Origin of the sequence: Pseudomonas sp. P9_35 (genome assembly GCF_034008205.1) — a bacterium.
Taxonomy (GTDB): domain Bacteria; phylum Pseudomonadota; class Gammaproteobacteria; order Pseudomonadales; family Pseudomonadaceae; genus Aquipseudomonas; species Aquipseudomonas kilonensis.
In genome coordinates this window covers 1145346-1163388 of record NZ_CP125373.1, presented here as the reverse complement: position 1 = coordinate 1163388, position 18043 = coordinate 1145346, and the positions used below count along the sequence as shown (strand labels likewise).

The following is an 18043-nucleotide window of genomic DNA, read 5'->3' as shown; positions in this document are numbered from 1 at the left end:
GGTGAAAGCTTTCTTCACGCTGGCCTTGGCCGCGTTGATCGTAGCGCCTGGCTTTGCCGGTGCCACTGAATGCGCCTGGCCGGCCTGGCAGAATTTTCGCCAGGCGATGCTCAGCTCGGACGGACGAGTCATTGACCACTCCTCGGAGCAGTTGATCTCCACGTCTGAAGGACAGAGCTACGGGCTGTTTTTCGCCCTGCTGGGCAATGACCGCGATAGCTTCGCCAAAGTGCTGCGCTGGACTCAGGACAACCTGGCCGGCGGAGACCTTGGCCGGCAGCTTCCGGCATGGCAGTGGGGCCGCGACAACGCTGGCCGCTGGCAGGTACTGGATAGCAATAACGCCACCGATGCCGACTTGTGGATCGCCTATAGCCTGCTGGAAGCCGGGCGTCTGTGGCATCAACCGGATTACCTGGCCTTGGGCCGCAGCCTGCTCTGGCGCAGTGCGGCACAAAGCCTGCGCAAGCTACCAGGCCTGGGCCTGATGCTGTTGCCCGGCGACTCCGGATTCGAAAACGCCGAGGGTTGGCGTCTGAATGCCAGCTATCTGCCGCCACAATTGCTGGCACGCTTCGCCCTGGAAGCACCGATCTGGGCGGAGTTGGCCAGCAACACCGAGCGTCTGCTGATCGAAAGTTCACCCAAGGGCCTGGCACCCGACTGGCAACTGTGGAAACCCGGGCAGGGTTGGGCCGTGGACAGTCAGAAAGGCAGCGTTGGTAGCTATGACGCCATTCGTGTCTACCTCTGGCTGGGCATGCTGGACAAGGATACCCCCGGGCGCACCCGGTTGATCGAACACTTCAAACCCATGCTGGACCTGACTGCGCGGCGGGGCCACGTTCCGGAAAAAGTCGACACTCTCAGCGGTCTTGATAATGGCGCCGGCCCGGTTGGTTTCAGTGCCGCATTGCTGCCCTTGCTGGCTGCCAGCCCGGACAGCGTGGCGGCTCTCAAGACCCAACGCCAACGCCTGCAACAACAGCCGCCCTTGGCAGATGCCTATTACAACCAATCGCTGATGCTGTTCGGGCAGGGCTGGGACCAACAACGTTATCGCTTCGATAAGAACGGACGCCTCGTGCCAAACTGGATTGCCGCATGCAAAAAATGATCGGTTTCGGGCTGCTGCTGAGCAGCGTTTATGGGGTCGCCCTGGGCGAGCCTCTCAGCCCGCCCGACCAGCAGCAATGGCTGCTGGAGCAGGTCCGCATTGGTGAGGCTCTGTACCGCGAAGACCTGGTGCATGACTCGCTGGCTCGTCTGGAGCTGATCGCCCCGGACAATGCGCAGGTGAAAGTTGTCGAAGTCCGCCAGGCACTGCTGCAAAAAAATCAACCGGAAGCCGAACGCCTGGTCGCCCAACTGCGCCAACAGGCGCCAGGCACGGCGGCCCTGCGTCAGGCCGAGAGCTTGCTGAAAATGCACGGTGCCGACGGTCAAAGGGCGCTGCAGGAGGCGCGCCTGCTGGCCGTCGCCGGCCGCTTCGAAGACGCAATCAAGGCCTATCGACAGTTGTTCGGCGATGACATGCCGGACTTTGCCACGGCTCTGGAATATCTGAACGTGCGTAGCGGCATCAAGGCCGAGCGCCCTGTCGTGATCGAACAGTTGCGCGAACTGGACCGGCAGTACCCCGGCAATGCCTCGCTGCGCCAGACCTTGGCCGGCCTGCTGTTTGCCGAAAAGCGTGATCCTGAGGCACTGGACGTCCTGCATCAATTGGCCGGCGATCCAAACGCCAGCAACAACGCTGCCGAGCGCGAATACAACTATTGGCTCGAACAACCGGTAGGGCCCGAAACCGCGCAGGGCTGGCGAGTGTTTCTGAAGCTCTATCCCAATACCAGCTTTCGCCCTGACGCGACTAAACAGTTGCAAGAGCAGGAGCAATACCTGACTGATCCGGCCTGGCAGGCCGGAGTCAAAGGCAAGGCATTGCTTGAGGCCGGCAACAACGTCGGCGCTGAAGCCAGTTTGCTTCGGGCGATCAAGCGTTACCCGCAAGACTCCAGCCTGTTGGGCTCGCTGGGTGTTTCGCTGATGCGCCAGAACAGGCACGAAGCGGCATACCACGCTTTCGTCAAAGCCTCGTCCATCGAGCAGGACACCTTCTGGATGACCAAATGGCAGGATCTCAAGGCTGCCAACTATCAGTGGATGCTAGTGCAAAAGGGTGATAAAGCCCTTGAGCGAAAGGATTATCCCGTTGCAAAAAAATGGTACCGGCAGGCGATCCAAGCCAAGCCAAACGACCCTGCGCCGCTGATCGGCTTGTCCTACGTTGCCCAGGGCGAATCCGATGACATCACCGCAGAAGCCTTGCTGGTGCGTGCGCGCAAGCTCGATCCGAGCAATGCAAGCACGGTGCGTGCGATGGTCCGCCTGTACCAGTCGCAATCACCGGAAAAGGCCGAGCACTACCTCGACAGCCTGACGCCCAAGGAACAGCAAGAGTTCCAAAGCGTGCGTCGAGAACTGACGCTGGATCGCCTCAATGCGCAGGCCGATGGCGCTACCCGGCGCAGCGATTGGGCGCATGTGACGGTAGCCTTGAGCAAGGCTCGCGTGCTGGACCCGGACAATCCCTGGTTGGTGTACCGCTTGGCCAATGCCCAACGCGAACTTGGTCTCAATGCCGAGGCCGATCAAAGCTTCCACGGGCTGTTACAACGTCGGGGCCAGAACGCCGACGCGCGCTATGCCCACGGCCTGTTTCTGGCCAATGCCGAGCGTGACGGCGATGCCATGGGCACGCTGCAACAGATCCCCCGTGCCGCCTGGAGCGACAACATGAACGCGCTGTGGGCTCGTCTGCAGCGTCGCCAGTTGCTCGCGAAGGCCCGAGCTCTACGCGACGGCGGCCATGAGGCCCAGGCCGAAGCGCTGCTGATGCGCGCGCCGACCATTGACGACTACCTGACCCTGGCCGACTGGGCTCAGCAGCGTGGCGACCTGGTACAGGCCGAAAGCCGCTATCGCAAGGTGCTGACCAGCGTGCCGAAAAATGCCGAGGCCCAACTCGGCCTGAGCGAAGTGCTGATCGCCAGCGGTCAACCGAACGCCGCCAAGGTCAGTCTTATGGCCGTGTCGGCGCCGGTACCGGCTGATGTGTCGTTTCAGCGCCGGCTGGCCAATGCCTGGGCGTCGCTGGGCGACAAGACGCGTGCGAACGCGCTGTTCGCGCAGTTGCTCAATACCCCGCAAAGTGATCCGTTGGTCTATCGGGATGCGGCGCGTCTGCTGTCCCGAGAAGAGCCGCAGCGGGCTCTGGATGACTATGCGCGCAGCATGGGTGCGGCGAGGATGATCGAACCGCCACAGGCCGAACCGCGCGACAACCGTGCCATGACCTTGGCCAGCCGTGCCAGCGACAGCGATGACTGGTTGAAGCGCAGCATCCGCAGCGACGTCGACGAGCTGTACCAAAAGCAGAATCCGACGGTGAACCTGTACCACGACCTCGCCTGGCGCACCGACAACAGTTCCTCGGGGGTCTCGGACCTGACCACCCAAACCACCATCCTGCGCATCGACGCGCCGGTGGCGCAAGGGCAGGGCTTTGTCCAGGCTGAAGACATCAATCTGGATGTCAGCAATTTTTCCAGCAGCGACCGGTTCGGCTTGTGCGCGGTGGTGGCGAATGGCTGTACCAGCGCTTCGCAGAGCGTGCGCGGCACCCAGCTGGGCATGGGCTGGCACGATGATCGATGGGCCTTCGACCTTGGCCACACGCCACAAGAATTCACTGTGTCGAACTGGGTGGGCGGTGTCACCTACAGCGGCGACTGGAGCAGCCTGGACTACCGCCTCACGGCATCGCGGCGCCCCCTGACCAACTCACTGGTGTCGTATGCCGGTGCGGTCGATCCGGTCACCGGAACCCAGTGGGGCGGCGTTACCGCCAACGGCTTCACCTTGGGCCTGAGCCATGACCGAGGCGCCAAGGATGGCGTGTGGGCAAGCCTGAGCAGTCATTGGTTAGTGGGGCAGAACGTTGAGAACAACCAACGGCGCACAGCCATGGGCGGTTACTACTATCGCCTGGTGGAACGTGCCGACGAACGTCTGCGCACTGGCCTGACCCTGATGTACATGGGCTTCGACAAGGACTTGAGCGAAGACACTCTCGGCCAGGGCGGCTACTACAGCCCACAGCAGTACTACTCGGTCAGCGTGCCGGTGAACTACGCCTGGCGTAACGCTGACTGGTCGGCCCTGCTCGAAAGCTCAGTGGGTTGGTCGTTCGCGAAAATCGACGGATCTGATCTCTACCCCAAAGACAATCGCGAAGCTGATCTGCAGAGCCTGCTGGCGCAATCGAACAAGACGCTGGTGAACAACCCGCCCCTGACCAAGAGTGGCAGTAGCAGCAACGGCTACAATTTACGTGTCCAGGGCCTCGTGGAGCGTCGCCTTTCCGATAACCTGGTCCTGGGCACCGGCATCACCTGGCAGCACAGCGAAGGCTACGCCCCGAGCCGGGCCTTGCTTTACTTGCGCTACACATTTGACCCGTGGCAAGGCAACCTGCCGCTACCGGTGGAGCCGATCTCGCCTTATGCGGATATGCGCTAGAGCGCCACAGCAGCGGCGCCGGGCTGTACACGCAACCCTGTCAGCAAGGCACCGCAGCGCTCATCACGCTGAGCAGCCCCAGGCGCGATGCGTGATTGACGGCGCTTGTCACCGCCTTGAGCGACGCCAGCAAACTACTGCCGTCGCGCGCGGCGCCGAATAGCAGCCGGTTGTTCACGCGAATCTCGACATAGGCCAGTGCTTCGGCCTGAGCCCCATCGCGAGCAGCGTGCTCATGATAATCGGCGATATCGAAGTGAACGCCACGCCGGGCAAATGCATCGACCAGCGCCGCCAGCGGACCGTTGCCCTCACCGCTGAGGTCGAACTGGGTGCCGCCCATGTCGAGCACGCCCTCCAGGTAAGTCACAGCGCCTTCACTGACCAATTTAGGCTGCAACAACCTGTAGGGCTTGCCCTCCTCCAGATAGTGCCGGGTAAAGCACGCAAGGATCATCTCGCTACTGATCTCCTGGCCCGATCCATCCGCCTCTTGCTGGACCAGGCTGCTGAACTCCATCTGCAACCGGCGCGGCATCACGACCCCATGCTGTTCAAGCAGATAGGCCACGCCGCCTTTGCCGGATTGGCTATTGACGCGAATGACCGCCTCATAACTGCGCCCCATATCCGCCGGATCGATAGGCAGATAAGGCACTTCCCAGAAGCCATCGGGATTGGCCTGGCGCACTGCAAAGCCTTTCTTGATCGCGTCCTGATGCGACCCAGAAAAGGCCGTGAACACCAGCTCGCCCGCGTAAGGATGGCGAGGATGCGTGGGCAACTGATTACAGTATTCCACCTCGCGCTGGACGTGGATGATGTCCGAGAAATCCAGCTGCGGATCGATACCGCTGGTGTAGAGATTCATCGCCAGGGTGAGGATATCGACATTGCCGGTTCGCTCGCCGTTACCAAACAGCGTGCCCTCGACCCGTTCGGCACCGGCCAGGCAGGCCTGCTCGGCGGTGGAAACCCCGGTGCCGCGGTCATTGTGCGGATGGACGCTGATGATCACGCTGTCACGACGGCTGAAATGCCGGCAAAACCATTCAATCTGATCGGCGAAGACATTGGCCGTGGAGACTTCGACGGTTGTCGGCAGGTTCAGGATCATCTTGTTGGAAGGCGTTGGTGCGAAGACGTCCGTCACCGCCTCGCAGACTTGCAATGCGAAATCCAACTCGGTGAAACAAAAGGTCTCGGGGGAATACTGGAAGGTCCACTGCGTCTCGGGATTGTTGTCCATGTGCTGTTTGATTTCGCGAGTGGCCTGAGTGGCAATCTCGATGCACCCGGCGCGGTCAACACCGAATACCACGTCTCGAAACACCGGTGCGGTCGCGTTGTACACATGCACGATAGCGCGGGGAACGCCCTTCAATGCCTCAAACGTGCGCTCGATGAGATGGCTGCGGGCTTGCGTCATGACCTGAATCGTCACGTCATCGGGAATCGCACCGGTTTCGATAAGTTCGCGCACGTAATCAAAATCGGTCTGCGAAGCGGCGGGAAAGCCTACTTCGATTTCCTTGAAACCGACCTTGACCAACAGGTCGAAGAAACGACGCTTGCGCTCGGCATTCATCGGCTCGATCAAGGCCTGATTGCCATCGCGCATATCGACGCTGCACCAGCTAGGCGCAACGGACTGGACCCGGCCGGGCCATGTGCGGTCCGGCAGATCCACGGTGGTGAAATGTCGATATTTGCGGGAAGGATCCTTCAGCATCATGGCGCTTATCCTTTTGATACGTCCATAGGTGGGCAGGCTCGGCATCTGACGCCACCGAACATTGGATCCAATCATAAATGAACATAACTTGATGCAAATTGCGTTTTCACATCAACAAAAGGATAAAACAACAAAAAATAACCAATAAAATTTAACACCTTGGTTATTTATGCTCAAACTATAAATATTTGAACAATTTAAGCGCTAGCAGGATCCAGCCCACCCCTAATGCGACGAAACATAAACAGACGGCTCAGCAGGTGCCGGCAACGCATAAGTCGCCTTCATCCATTCAATCTCCGCCTGAGGCGTTCGCCCGAACATCCGCTTGAACTCGCGGCTGAATTGCGAGGCGCTTTCGTAGCCGACGTTGAACGCCGCCGTCGAGGCGCTCATGGTGTTGCGCAGCATCAATAAGCGCGCCTGGTGCAGGCGTGTCGATTTCAAGTACTGCATGGGCGTGGAGTCCGTCACGCTGCGAAAGTGCAGGTGAAAGTTGGGGATGCTCATGTTGGCTTCGTGGGCGAGCGTTTCGACGTCCAGGTGCTCGTGGTAGCAGCTGTGGATCTTGCGGATCGCCCGGGTGATCTTGCCGAAGTGCCCCTGGCGACTGAGCGCGGCGCGCATCGAGCCGCCCTGCTCGCCGGTCAGGATCCGGTAGTAGATTTCCCGTACCAGTGACGGCCCGAGTATTTGCGCTTCGCCCGGGCGACTCATGGCTTCCAGCAAACGCAGCGTCGAGCTGCGCAGCAAATCGTCCATGGGCGAGGCGTACATGCCTTTGGGTTGGGCATCGCTGGGGCCGTGGGTCTCGTCCACTTGCAGCATCAACTCGCTGGCCAGCTGCAAGTCGAGACGCATGTAGACCGCCAGCATGGGCTCAGCTTCGGTGGCGTCGGTCTCCATGGTGAACGGAACCGGGACAGACACCACCAGATAGTGCTGGGCGTCATACACGTAAACGTCCTCACCCAGATAACCGCGCTTGCGCCCCTGGCACAGGATCACGATACCGGGCTCATACAACACCGGCGTGCGCGTCAGCGGCCGGTTCGAACGCAGAAAACGGATGTCCTCCAGCGCGCTGAGGTTGTAGCCCTCGACCGGCGCAAGCTGTTCCATCAACTGCACCATGCGCGAGGTGTTTGAGGCCTGAGTCATTGATGCCCCTTTGCTGGCCGCTCAACCGTCGGTCGAACGGGTCAGCGCTTCCCATTGATCGATCTCACTGGCCGCACGACTGAGTTTGTCGCGCACCAGGTTCAGTGCATCGCTGCCCAACAACACATGCGCAGGAGGCGTCGGGCTGGCAATGATCTGCAACATCGCTTGCGCCGCTTTCCGTGGATCGCCCAGTTGCTTGCCGCTTTTTTCCACGCGCGCTTTACGTATCGGATCGAAACTGGCGTCGTAGTCGGCAATGCTCCGCGCCGTACGCTGCATCGAACGCCCCGCCCAGTCGGTGCGAAACGAACCAGGCGCCACCGCGGTCACGAAGATGTTGAACGGTAGCAGCTCCTTGCTCAGCGTATCGGAGAGGCCTTCGAGGGCAAACTTGCTCGCGCAGTAATAGGAAATTCCCGGCATGGTAATCGTGCCGCCCATGGAGGTGATATTGAGAATATGACCGGCACGGCGCTGGCGAAAATACGGCACGAAGGCCTTGGTCACCGCCACCGCGCCAAACACGTTGACGTCGAACTGGCGACGCATCTCCTCCAGCGGCGATTCTTCGAAGATGCCTTCATGGCCGTAGCCGGCATTGTTGACCAGGACATCGACCGGGCCGTAAGTGGTTTCTATCTCCGCCACCGCGCTATCGACTCGATCGAACTCGGTGACATCCAGGATCACGCCATGGGCACGCTCCGTGGAGAGCGCTTCGAAGGCCCGCAACGCCGCCTCACTGCGCACGGTGCCGATGACACGATGGCCTGCTGCGAACGCTTCTTGCGCCAGGGCGTTGCCCAAGCCACTGCTCACGCCGGTGATGAAGAGGGTTTTTCTGTCGTGCATGGTGAACTCCAATGGATAAACAGGAGGCCATGGTAACGATCGAAAAATGGCCCACCTATGCCGGTTTGCCTTGGGGCATTGCCTATTCCTATCAGCGCGTCAGATTCCCGGACCGGTCACGTGGGCTGGCAACCCGAGCGCGAGGATCCAGCGGCCTTAGTGTCAGGGTGTGACGTGGGTGTGGTAGATCTTGCTGACCACGGTCCACTTGCCCTCGATCTTCAGCAGGTTGAAGAAGTCGGTGAAGGAGAAGCCCGAGACGTCGTTGGTGTCGATGCGTGCACTGGCGGCGGTGCTTACGATATCGATGCTGACGAATACACTCTGAGCTTCGGGTGACGGGCGAAAAGGCGGGTTGTCTATAGCATCAAACAGCCCTTGGATCGGACCGCCAACCAACTTGCCCTCGACATCGACGCCGAAGATGGTCGCCTGCTCGCTGAAAGCGGGTTTCATGATGCCGCTTTTTGCCTGTTTGCAGCCTTCGTTGTATTTGTTCAGTACCTCGACGATGGCTTGATAGTCGTGCACGTAGGTAGGCTTGCTCATGTTTCACTCCTGGTCGTTGTAAGTACCAGCCGCTTTGGCCGGCATGGGAATCAATTCATGCGGCCACTCGCCGCGGCGTCAACCGTTGGGGCCCATGGGCCCAATTGGAGAAGTTTGCTTTCGCGGTGGTCGAGCCACCAGCCCACCTGAACATTCCAGTTGGCATACGAGGCCCCTGGGCTAACGGCCCCTAGCGTCTGCTGTGCGTGCAACGGGAAGTGTGGATTGCGCAGAGCTGCATGGCCAAGCGCTACCAAGTCGGCCTGGCCAGACGCGATTACCGCTTCGGCTTGCCACGGATCGTTGATGAGCCCCACGGCCATGGTGCCGATTTTTGCCTCGCGACGAATCTGCGCGGCGAACGGCACCTGGAATCCATAGCCGTTGGGGTATTCGTAGACGCCGAAGCCACCGGACGAGCAATCAACGACGTCGACGCCGATCTTCTTCAACGCCGCGGCCAAAGCGACACTGTCGTCGATTGTCCAACCGCTGCTGCTACCATCGACTGCCGATAAGCGTACGAACAGCGGCTTGTCCTGCGGCCAGACCTCACGCACCTCGCGAGCGATCTCCAGAGGCAGGCGAATGCGGTTCTCGAAGCCGCCACCGTATTCATCGGTGCGGTCGTTGGTCAGCGGTGACAAGAACGCGTTAAGCAGGAAGCCATGTGCGTAGTGCAGCTCCAGCACATCGAAACCTGCCCGCAAGGCGCGTCGTGCCGACGCGACAAAATCTGAACGTACCTTGGCGATGCCGTTTGCATCCAACGCGTCAGGCACCAGCCATCCCTCAGCGGCTGGGCGTGCGCTCGGTGACACCACTACCCAAGGGTGTTCTCCGCGTGCTGCATCGCGTTCATCCAGTGGACCGTTCCCTTCAAAGGCTCGTTGGATGCTGGCTTTAGGTCCAGCATGTCCAATCTGAATTCCGGGCGTTGCGCCATAGGCCTTGGCAAAAGCGGTGATGCGTGACAGGCCTTGTATATGAGCGTCATCCCACAGGCCCAGATCGCCGTGTGTGATCCGTCCTTCGGGAGAGACCGCCGTAGCCTCGACCATCAGCAGGCCGAAGCCACCGAGAGCGAAACGTCCGTAGTGGACGGCGTGGTAATCGCTGGCATGACCCTCTGTCGCCGTGTACTGACACATCGGACTAAGGACGAAGCGGTTGCGCAGGGTGACGCCGCGTAAAGTCAACGGTTCAAAAATCTTGCTCATTGTTCTGCTCTGGAATGATGGGCCGAGTAACCAGATTGAAGAACAGCTTTGCGCTGTCGCGATCCGTGATGAAGTTACTTGCTGTAACCAGTATGGAGATCGGCAATAATGACGTGAATGATCACAAGTGAACATACAGTATGAGCAATAAGGTCATAATCGAGCAGCCACCTCTCGCTGAACGCATAGAGGGCGCGATCCCTCCTCCACAGGTGCATCTTCCAGGTCTTTTAACCTTCGAGGCCGTTGCCAGGCATTTGAACTTCGCTCGCGCCGCCGCGGAAATGGGCATCACGCCAACTGCGGCATCACGCACGATCAAGAATGTGGAAGCGCAACTGAATGTGCGACTGTTCAATCGCACAACACGTAGTGTCAGTTTGACCGAGGCTGGCGCGTCATTGAACGCAGCATTAGCACCTGCGCTTGCTCAGATCAGAAATTCCTTGTCACAAGCATTACTCGCGACAGATCAACCGTCGGGCACCGTACGCGTTAATTCTTCATACGTTGCGTACCGTATCCTGATTGAGCCGCACCTGGCTTCGTTCCTTGAAAAATTCCCGCTGATCAATGTCGAGATATCACTGGACAATCAACTTAGCGATATCGTCAACGCCGGATTTGATATCGGCATACGGATGGGGAAAAAAGTACAAAATGACATGATCGCCGTGCAGCTGGGGCCATTACAAAAACGAATCGTGGTGGCGGCGCCGGATTATTTCCGCGAGCGAAGTGAACCGCAAACCATCGATGACTTGCTAAACCACAACTGCATTCGCCAGCGCTATTCCGTTGGCGGCAGACTGTACGAGTGGAAGTTTGAAGATCAAGGCCAAATGGTTCAAGTCGACGTTCAAGGACGCTTTATCTTCGACGAAATGAGATCTGTCCTTGATGCTGCAATACAAGGCCACGGCATTGCATTCGTTCTGGAAGACTTTGCGAAACAAGAGCTGGCAAACGGCATGTTGCGGCAGATATTGAGACAGCACAGCGTACTGGACGATGCCTTTCATCTCTATTATCCACACCGCAAGTACATGCCCGGAAAGTTGCGTGCGTTCGTAGACTTTATGCGTGCTGCCAATAAAACGGACAACACTTGATTTAATGGTTCTCCTTGCTGCAACGAAAGAGACTGGCCCCTGGGCACAGCCTATTCCTATCGGCGCGTCAGATTCCCGGACCGGTCACGTGGGCTGGCAACCTGGCCAAGCGGTCCCAACCGTTTGCATCGATCCCGGCGCAGTTGGGCAACCACAGTGTTTGCAGCGGCAATTGCTCCAATACAGGCACCACGGCCGACGTGATCCGCGATTCCCCTGGATCCGCCCCAAGCGTCAGGTCCCGCAGCGGCATCCCTGCGAGATGGGCCACCCCGGCGTCAGTCAGCCAAGGGCTGTCATACAGACCCAGGCGCTGCAGGGGCAGGTCTCGCAAACAAGCCAGGTCGGCATCGCGCAGGTTCAGGCCGCTTATTTCAAGCTCCTCCAATGGCAATCCCAACTCGACGAGCTTGCGCAAAACCTTGCCGTCGACGCCCTGGCAAAAGCTCAGATTGAGCCGCTTCAGCGGCAGGCCGACCAGTTGTTTCAGCTCCTTCCAAGTGATGTCGTTCAAGGACAGGTCCAGGGACTCCAACGCCAACCCGCGCAGATCACTCAACGTACTGGCGCAGACGCCCTGCACATCGGAGAGTCCCAATCGCTTGAGCGGAAACCCGTGCAGCACATCGAGCCGCTCGATCACCTGGCGTAGGCACTTGAGGTCCAGCTCCGCGAGCGGCATTCCCTCCAGCACTTCAAGATCGTCTTCGCAGATGAACGCAGAGTGCAGCGAAAGCTTTTCCAGGGGCAGCCCCCGAATCGCCTGCAACACGTTCTCGCTTGCATAACAGTCATCCAGACTCAACCCGCGCAACCCCGTCAGGTCGCCAAGCCAGGACGGATCGTCGAGGATCGCGCCGCTGCCACTGAGCGACAACTGTTCAAGGGGATGACTTGCCAAGTGCGCCATGCCACGGGACGTGAGCTCGCCCACACGTTGCAAGGTCAGGGAGCGCAGCTTGAGGCGTGACAGTGCGCGAAGGCCGTCGTCGGTCATCTCATCGCAACGGTTCAACGACAGTTCCTGCAACGGGCTGTCGCTCAGTTGACGGAGGAAACCGTCATCGAAGTCCTCGCCGTAGGTTTGCAACTTCAGCCGGCGCAAGCGTGCGGGCGACGGGAGGCAATTGGCGTTATCGTCGCGGGAAAAATTACTGACCTCCAAGGTTTCGAGGGCATTGGCGGGTAAACGCTGCCACGTTTCCGGGCCGCAGATAAACCTCGGGCTGTTGAGCACGAGCGTGCGCAAGGGCAGCCCGGCCAGTGCGTCACACCAATCCGGTTCGGCGTTGTTCAACTCCAGATGGTCGACCGGCAGGCCATGCAGTTGCGACAGCCATGGCCCGGGGCGATTTGTATGGGCGGTGGTGTTCAGTTGAGCCACCACCATCTTAGCCGCCGGATCGCCCAGGCCCGCCGCGACGCGTAAACCTTCCAGTGATGCGTCCCCGCTGTCGAGCAGATCGCGATAGAGCGATGCGCGCGTGGTGGTGTCATCGGGGTTGGTGGCGAGTTGGGCGATTAGAGCGTTGCGGTTGGGGGTGTGCACGGTCTAGGAGTCTGCGAAAGGGATTGAAGGGGGATATGGCCGTTAGGGAAGCATAAAAAGGAGTCTTACTGAAGAGGGTTGCAGGATTGGGTAGCGCCATATGCTTTCACCCTGTGGCGAGGGAGCTTGCTCCCGCTCGGTTGCGCAGCGACCGCAAAATCTCGGGGCCGCTGCGCAGCCCAGCGGGAGCAAGCTCCCTCGCCACAGTCCTCTCTCTAGCCATGACGATGTGCGGAATGGACGACTGGCTCGCCCTGTTGATAGCCACAAAGCGATGTAGGGAAATACCGCCGCAGAAAGGCCAAAGCTCCTACATGAAGCTCGGAAAGCGGTGTCTTGTGGCGCTTGAGCGGGGCGGCCTATAGTTCCTCGTCGCCCCGATGGCGACTCGGGTTTGGCGACTCGACAACGAGGTAGCTCCTTTCAACTGAATGAGGTCCTACCGATGAACCGATACATGCCCATCACCGGCGTCGACTGCGTCCCCGCTACCCTGCTGATCGACACCGAAGCCCCGCTTGATGTCCTCTTCGAAACCGCTGACTACCGCATCCGCACCGTGACCCAACTTCTGGAAAATATCGCGTTCCGCTCGGAGATCAGTTCCGACACGCTGGTGCTTTCCGACTTCTGCAAAATGCTGACGATCGCGCTGCGCGATGGGTGTGATGTGATGGATGTGATTGGCAGACGATTGCGGGCGCAGGCGGCGGAGTAAGTGAAGACGGGCGACTATGGCCATAACGTAGCCCCCACCGTCGGGAGCAACTACATCTATCTACTCCGATGAGCTGTGGCGCAGTTCGTCAAGAACTGCGCCACATTTTCAATCCAAAATGGCGCGATTCTGAGAACTGCGCCATAATCGCGCCAAATCTTCTCTAACAGCGCCAACATAACCATGCCTTCGACCACCAATATACTGAACAGTATCCTGGCATCCAAGAGTGGGGCGAGCCTCTCAGAGCTCTTGGCCTGGCACCCTGAAATTGCCCGGCGAACGGCGCAGCGCATCCTTGCAAACCTGGTCGAAAGCAGCCAAATCACTGCACAGGGAGAAGGCAGGGCACGACGTTATTTCGCAATAGAACACCAGGCCGAAACCCACGCCCTGAATACTGACACCGATGCCTTCCCTGCCTTCATTCCATTATCTGCAGACAGCCGGGACATACTCGCCTATATCAACCAGCCCACAGAAGCGCGCAAGCCGGTGGGCTACCAACGTGACTTTCTGGACGCCTATCGTCCTAACGAGACAGGGTACTTACCTGAGTCGTTGCGGCGCCAATTGCACAGGATGGGCAAAACCGCAGATGCGACGGAGCCAGCAGGCACTTACAGCCGGGCGGTCCTGAATCGCTTGTTGATTGATCTGTCGTGGGCATCAAGCCATCTGGAAGGGAACACCTACTCACGGCTCGACACGCGACAACTCATCGAGCAAGGTAAGGCAGCACAGGGCAAGGCCGCTATAGAAACGCAGATGATCCTAAACCATAAGACAGCTATCGAGCTTTTGGTCGAGAACATCGAGAGTGCCGAGTTCAACCGTTACACATTGATGAACCTGCATAGCTCCCTGGCCGAAAACCTACTGCCCAACCCAGCAGACGAGGGCCGAATTCGCCAGCACGCCGTCGACATCGGGAAAAGCACCTATCGCCCGCTCTCAACGCCACAGCAAATTGAAGATGCACTGGACGTCCTGCTTGGCAAAGCCAATCAGATCGCTGATCCGTTCGAGCAGTCTTTCTTCATGATGGTGCACCTGCCCTACTTGCAGCCCTTTGCCGACATCAATAAACGCACATCCCGACTGGCAGCGAATCTCCCCTTGTTCCGTGCCAATCTTTGTCCGCTGACCTTTCTGGATGTACCGGAGCAGGCCTACAGCCGAGCCACATTGGGTGTGTACGAAATGACCCGTGTAGAGCTGCTTCGCGACCTGTATATCTGGGCCTACGAACGCTCAACACAGGAATATCTGGCAATCAAGCAAGACCTTGCGGAGCCGGACCCTTTACGCCTGGCATGGCGAGACTTCATCAAGAAGACCATTCGGGAAATCATCACTCACCCAGAGCTTGACCCGTTGTTCTGTATTCAACGCTCGGTAGCGGAATATGTTTCGGAAAGAGAGCAGCCGGAGGTGCAAGCACTGATCATCGAAGAACTCCGTCGCCTGCACGAAGGGGTGCTCGCACGCTACGGGTTACGACCATCGGAGTTCATGTCCTGGAAGTCGCTCCATGGCCACTGATGGATGATCACTGCGCAAAAATGGGGGCACCCATTAGCCGGTCTCAAGTCAAGGCTAAAAGCCAACTCGCCCTGCAGCTTTTAACTGTAGGGTTTCCCTTTGTCTCAACCTGCTCGGTTGAACCCGTCGTACCCGTTTTCTCATCAATGGCTACGACCGAGTCGTGCCTGACACCCATATGGATCAAGCGGTAGCAACACAACACGCACCGCCCTGGCAGTGAACTGCCCCAGAGAAACGTTGGTACCGCCAATGTGTCCAAACGTGTCACAGAACTGTGGCTCGTGCGCAAAGCGCACGTCCAGTCTCTACTGGCTCACTTGGCGGACGACCCGGTTACGTCGGCTTGGGAGCTTCAGCTGTCGCTTTTGCACCGGCCTACCAAATTAAAAATTAAAGCGCATGACCTAAAATCTCTTGAAAATCATCGGCCAAGTCACCGAGCTCTATATTAGGATTAAGTATCATTAGCTGGTCCGCGGTCACGTTTAGCGATGCGAATACTTCCTCAAGCACAACTGCATCAATGTTTTTTTCATAATAGTCCTTAGCTAAGGCTTTATAAGCCTCAATTCCTTCCACAAGAAAATTTAGCAGCGGATACTCTTTCAGCCCATCCGGCGACGCACACCACGAAGGTTGCTTGACACCTCGCCAAAAAAACAGACTTGCATTATCCGCAGAGAACGCTGGCTCAACTTTAAATTGCTGAAACGCCTCGGGCATGGTATTCAAACAGCCAGGCACATCAGATAGAGGTGAGCCAAATATGACTTTCCCTGCAACACCTGCACTAGTAAAGTGCAAAAAATACTCGCCCCCCGAACCGTCTCTCATTGAGCCCATCATTTCTTTCCCCGCCCCATCCCAATTACAGTTGAATGAGAAATATCTATACTCCCACTCAGGCATAATTATGGCATCTAACAGAGCCAACCCCTGAGCCACATATTTAACACGCTCAATTGAAGGCAGCTCATCTATATTACGAATGGAATCATCCACCTAAGTTCACCTACTTGTCAGATTTAGCTCTATTTTCTTGTCGAGATAGAATTTTAATACTTGAGCTGCAATTTGCAAAAAGGGGATAGTTTTATTTAAGAACTTAGCAAAAAATAAATCCCCCCCTTTTTTTGTCCCCTTTTTTTTCAATAGGCACTTAACGGAAAGTTTATGCCTTCCTGCTCCGAGTCGATACTCGGCTTGGGCAATAATTCACCCACTAGAAAGCTTCAACAGTATCGCGTAAGGCAACTCATCTTCAACAATATCAGGCAAGCGAAAATAATAAACAGCCGAGGAGTTTTCCAAGCATTTATGAACAAACACGCCATCAGACATCACACGATAAGAGGCGTACTCCATAAACCTTTCAGAAGCAGGAGAGCTAAGAGAAGTTTTTATCTGACTATAGGTTCCACCAGCCCCCATTGGAAGCAATTCAGACGGCGGCGGGCGTACAGCCATGTCATCACTTTCAACATCCCGGTAGTAGGCTCTCCGAAATGCAGGCTCACTGCTGGCCCAGTAGAGGGATAGCAAACGAAGCTCCTCTTTTCCCTCATTTAAAAAAATATCAGCTAAAAAATACTGATCGTCCGAAATTTTATATGCCCCATCTTCCACGACGAAAACGCATTGCTCTCGTGTATCGACACCCTCCCCAACCTTTAAATTGCACAGCGACGACCATTCTTGCATCTTAAATACCTCAAACCTATTGAAAAATAGGAGACAGATCTATTTATAAACCAAGAAAAGCAATGAGCCTGCCCCTCTGCCCTTTTTGCTCATTGCGGGCGCAGGCGGCGGAGTAAATGAAGACGGGCGACCTTTGGGGTCGCCCGTTTCGTTCATCTGCTCCCGTTAGCGCACACGCTTACTGACTACCTTAAGCCCCTGCGCTTATTGCACCGAAGCCGTCTTGAAGTGACTGACCGAGCTGTCAGCCCCGCTTGGCACTCGGGGACAGGGCGACCGGCGCCACGAAGTCGAACGTTTCCTGACCCGCTGGAAGCATGTAGGGATCTTTCATAGTCAGGCGGTACACCGCAGACACCACAGCAGTGTCTATCACTGGATCGCCGGAACTCTCGGCCAGGTAAACCTCGGGCTTCGGACTGCCGGTCGAGAACCTGAAAAGCACTCTAACTGTCAGCGTTTGACCAGAGTGATTGAGCCCACCGAGCTCATACGAGCGCCATAACTCGAAACGCATCTGGCGCAGAAGCCCCCCAATCCATACTCGATTGTATTTCTGCACCTGCTCAGCATCGAGCTCCAGCCCAAGGGCCAATAGCGGCCGCGTTGCCTTCCAGGCGGGGTCGCCGTATTTTTGGGTAGCATCGACGTACAGCTTCAAAGCACCCGACACATCCTGCGCACCGCCCTTGCCCTGCTCCAACAACCCACCCAACCCCACCACACCACCTATACCTGCACGGGTGTAATAATCGCGGGCCTTCACCGGGTCAACTGGCTCGTCAATCCCATCCCGCGCCATGCGCGCGAGCTCCACATAGGCATATGGATCGGCCGACGCCGCTTGCAGGTAGAGTGACCTGGCCCGGGCAGTGTTCTGGCTCACGCCTGTGCCGCGCTCATAGAAGGTACCGAGCACATGCTGGCAAGTCGGAATTCCACCTTCGCTCGCGGATATGACGAGCTGCAAGTCGGACGGTTGAACAGTTCGGTAGTGGGTGGTTTGGCGACATGCCTTGCCTTGGTTGCCATCCAAGGCGTCGTCAAAGGTGCCAAGCGGCACGAAGGGATTGCGCAACTCCGCAAGGTAACGGTCCGTCGGAGTGGTGCGGAACTCCTCAAGGTACTCGACGGTGCTCTTCCCAAGGTCTTTCATACTCTGGCAACCGCCAAGAGCAATCATCAGACCGATCCATACGGTATTTTTAGTCATGCTGTATCTGTGTCCATACGTGAAACGCGGTTGCTCGTCGTGATGATCCGCGTGTGCTCCAATAAATAAACAATAAACTGGACAGACCTAGCTTTAGCAAA

At 57.7% G+C, this 18043-nt stretch carries 14 protein-coding genes; 5 read left to right on the top strand and 9 right to left on the bottom strand.

The genetic code is table 11. From position 1 onward, the window contains the following. Position 1: 1 nt before the first annotated feature. Positions 2-1117 carry a cellulose synthase complex periplasmic endoglucanase BcsZ gene (gene bcsZ, locus QMK47_RS04935; RefSeq protein WP_320389891.1) on the top strand — a complete coding sequence of 372 codons (1116 nt, stop codon included), beginning with the start codon at positions 2-4 and terminating at the stop codon, positions 1115-1117. Next, positions 1105-4581 (top strand): cellulose synthase complex outer membrane protein BcsC, encoded by a 3477-nt coding sequence (gene bcsC, locus QMK47_RS04930; RefSeq protein ID WP_320389890.1) that lies wholly within the window; start codon positions 1105-1107, stop codon positions 4579-4581. The genes bcsZ and bcsC overlap by 13 nt, the downstream gene beginning before the upstream one ends. A gap of 40 nt (positions 4582-4621) precedes the next feature. Here bcsC and leuA read toward each other — a convergent pair whose 3' ends face one another. The 5 genes from leuA to QMK47_RS04905 all read right to left on the bottom strand — a co-directional run bounded on the left by leuA (position 4622) and on the right by QMK47_RS04905 (position 10101). Continuing rightward, positions 4622-6316, bottom strand: coding sequence for a 2-isopropylmalate synthase (gene leuA / locus QMK47_RS04925; protein ID WP_320389889.1), 1695 nt, complete (start codon positions 6314-6316; stop codon positions 4622-4624). A gap of 225 nt (positions 6317-6541) precedes the next feature. Further along, a complete protein-coding gene (locus tag QMK47_RS04920) occupies positions 6542-7477 on the bottom strand; it encodes an AraC family transcriptional regulator (protein ID WP_258690345.1) in 936 nt (311 codons plus the stop codon). Between the two features lie 21 nt (positions 7478-7498). Then, positions 7499-8332 (bottom strand): oxidoreductase, encoded by an 834-nt coding sequence (locus tag QMK47_RS04915; RefSeq protein ID WP_258690344.1) that lies wholly within the window; start codon positions 8330-8332, stop codon positions 7499-7501. A 162-nt stretch (positions 8333-8494) separates the two neighbouring features. Continuing rightward, positions 8495-8881 carry a nuclear transport factor 2 family protein gene (locus tag QMK47_RS04910; protein ID WP_018612973.1) on the bottom strand — a complete coding sequence of 129 codons (387 nt, stop codon included), beginning with the start codon at positions 8879-8881 and terminating at the stop codon, positions 8495-8497. Positions 8882-8931: 50 nt separating this feature from the next. Continuing rightward, positions 8932-10101, bottom strand: coding sequence for an NADH:flavin oxidoreductase/NADH oxidase (locus tag QMK47_RS04905; RefSeq protein ID WP_024617774.1), 1170 nt, complete (start codon positions 10099-10101; stop codon positions 8932-8934). Positions 10102-10241: 140 nt separating this feature from the next. Here QMK47_RS04905 and QMK47_RS04900 point away from each other — a divergent pair, with 140 nt between their 5' ends. Then, positions 10242-11213 carry a LysR family transcriptional regulator gene (locus tag QMK47_RS04900; RefSeq protein WP_258690343.1) on the top strand — a complete coding sequence of 324 codons (972 nt, stop codon included), beginning with the start codon at positions 10242-10244 and terminating at the stop codon, positions 11211-11213. A gap of 67 nt (positions 11214-11280) precedes the next feature. On the opposite strand, the gene QMK47_RS04895 is transcribed toward QMK47_RS04900, so the two are convergent. Further along, complete coding sequence (locus QMK47_RS04895; protein WP_320389888.1) at positions 11281-12762, bottom strand: leucine-rich repeat domain-containing protein; 1482 nt, start codon at positions 12760-12762, stop codon at positions 11281-11283. 445 nt (positions 12763-13207) lie between these two features. Here QMK47_RS04895 and QMK47_RS04890 point away from each other — a divergent pair, with 445 nt between their 5' ends. Both QMK47_RS04890 and QMK47_RS04885 read left to right on the top strand, forming a co-directional pair. Next, positions 13208-13480, top strand: a complete 273-nt coding sequence (locus tag QMK47_RS04890) for a hypothetical protein (RefSeq protein ID WP_024617777.1) — start codon at positions 13208-13210, stop codon at positions 13478-13480. Between the two features lie 183 nt (positions 13481-13663). Beyond that, positions 13664-15025: a Fic family protein gene (locus QMK47_RS04885; RefSeq protein WP_320389887.1), complete on the top strand. Its 1362-nt coding sequence runs from the start codon at positions 13664-13666 to the stop codon at positions 15023-15025. Positions 15026-15418: 393 nt separating this feature from the next. On the opposite strand, the gene QMK47_RS04880 is transcribed toward QMK47_RS04885, so the two are convergent. The 3 genes from QMK47_RS04880 to QMK47_RS04870 form a co-directional block, all read right to left on the bottom strand. Next, complete coding sequence (locus QMK47_RS04880) at positions 15419-16030, bottom strand: hypothetical protein (protein WP_320389886.1); 612 nt, start codon at positions 16028-16030, stop codon at positions 15419-15421. A gap of 213 nt (positions 16031-16243) precedes the next feature. Further along, positions 16244-16729 (bottom strand): hypothetical protein, encoded by a 486-nt coding sequence (locus QMK47_RS04875; protein WP_258690339.1) that lies wholly within the window; start codon positions 16727-16729, stop codon positions 16244-16246. A gap of 244 nt (positions 16730-16973) precedes the next feature. Next, the gene (locus tag QMK47_RS04870) at positions 16974-17942 is read right to left on the bottom strand and encodes a hypothetical protein (RefSeq protein ID WP_320389885.1); all 969 of its coding nucleotides are present in this window, start codon (positions 17940-17942) and stop codon (positions 16974-16976) included. Between the last annotated feature and the right edge of the window lie 101 nt (positions 17943-18043).

Coding starts and splice junctions, on each gene's coding strand:
- bcsC (WP_320389890.1), top strand. CDS start 1,105: ATGCAAAAAATGATCGGTTTCGGGCTGCTGCTGAGCAGCGTTTATGGG.
- leuA (WP_320389889.1), bottom strand. CDS start 6,316: ATGATGCTGAAGGATCCTTCCCGCAAATATCGACATTTCACCACCGTG.
- QMK47_RS04920 (WP_258690345.1), bottom strand. CDS start 7,477: ATGACTCAGGCCTCAAACACCTCGCGCATGGTGCAGTTGATGGAACAG.
- QMK47_RS04915 (WP_258690344.1), bottom strand. CDS start 8,332: ATGCACGACAGAAAAACCCTCTTCATCACCGGCGTGAGCAGTGGCTTG.
- QMK47_RS04910 (WP_018612973.1), bottom strand. CDS start 8,881: ATGAGCAAGCCTACCTACGTGCACGACTATCAAGCCATCGTCGAGGTA.
- QMK47_RS04905 (WP_024617774.1), bottom strand. CDS start 10,101: ATGAGCAAGATTTTTGAACCGTTGACTTTACGCGGCGTCACCCTGCGC.
- QMK47_RS04900 (WP_258690343.1), top strand. CDS start 10,242: ATGAGCAATAAGGTCATAATCGAGCAGCCACCTCTCGCTGAACGCATA.
- QMK47_RS04890 (WP_024617777.1), top strand. CDS start 13,208: ATGAACCGATACATGCCCATCACCGGCGTCGACTGCGTCCCCGCTACC.
- QMK47_RS04885 (WP_320389887.1), top strand. CDS start 13,664: ATGCCTTCGACCACCAATATACTGAACAGTATCCTGGCATCCAAGAGT.
- QMK47_RS04875 (WP_258690339.1), bottom strand. CDS start 16,729: ATGCAAGAATGGTCGTCGCTGTGCAATTTAAAGGTTGGGGAGGGTGTC.
- QMK47_RS04870 (WP_320389885.1), bottom strand. CDS start 17,942: ATGACTAAAAATACCGTATGGATCGGTCTGATGATTGCTCTTGGCGGT.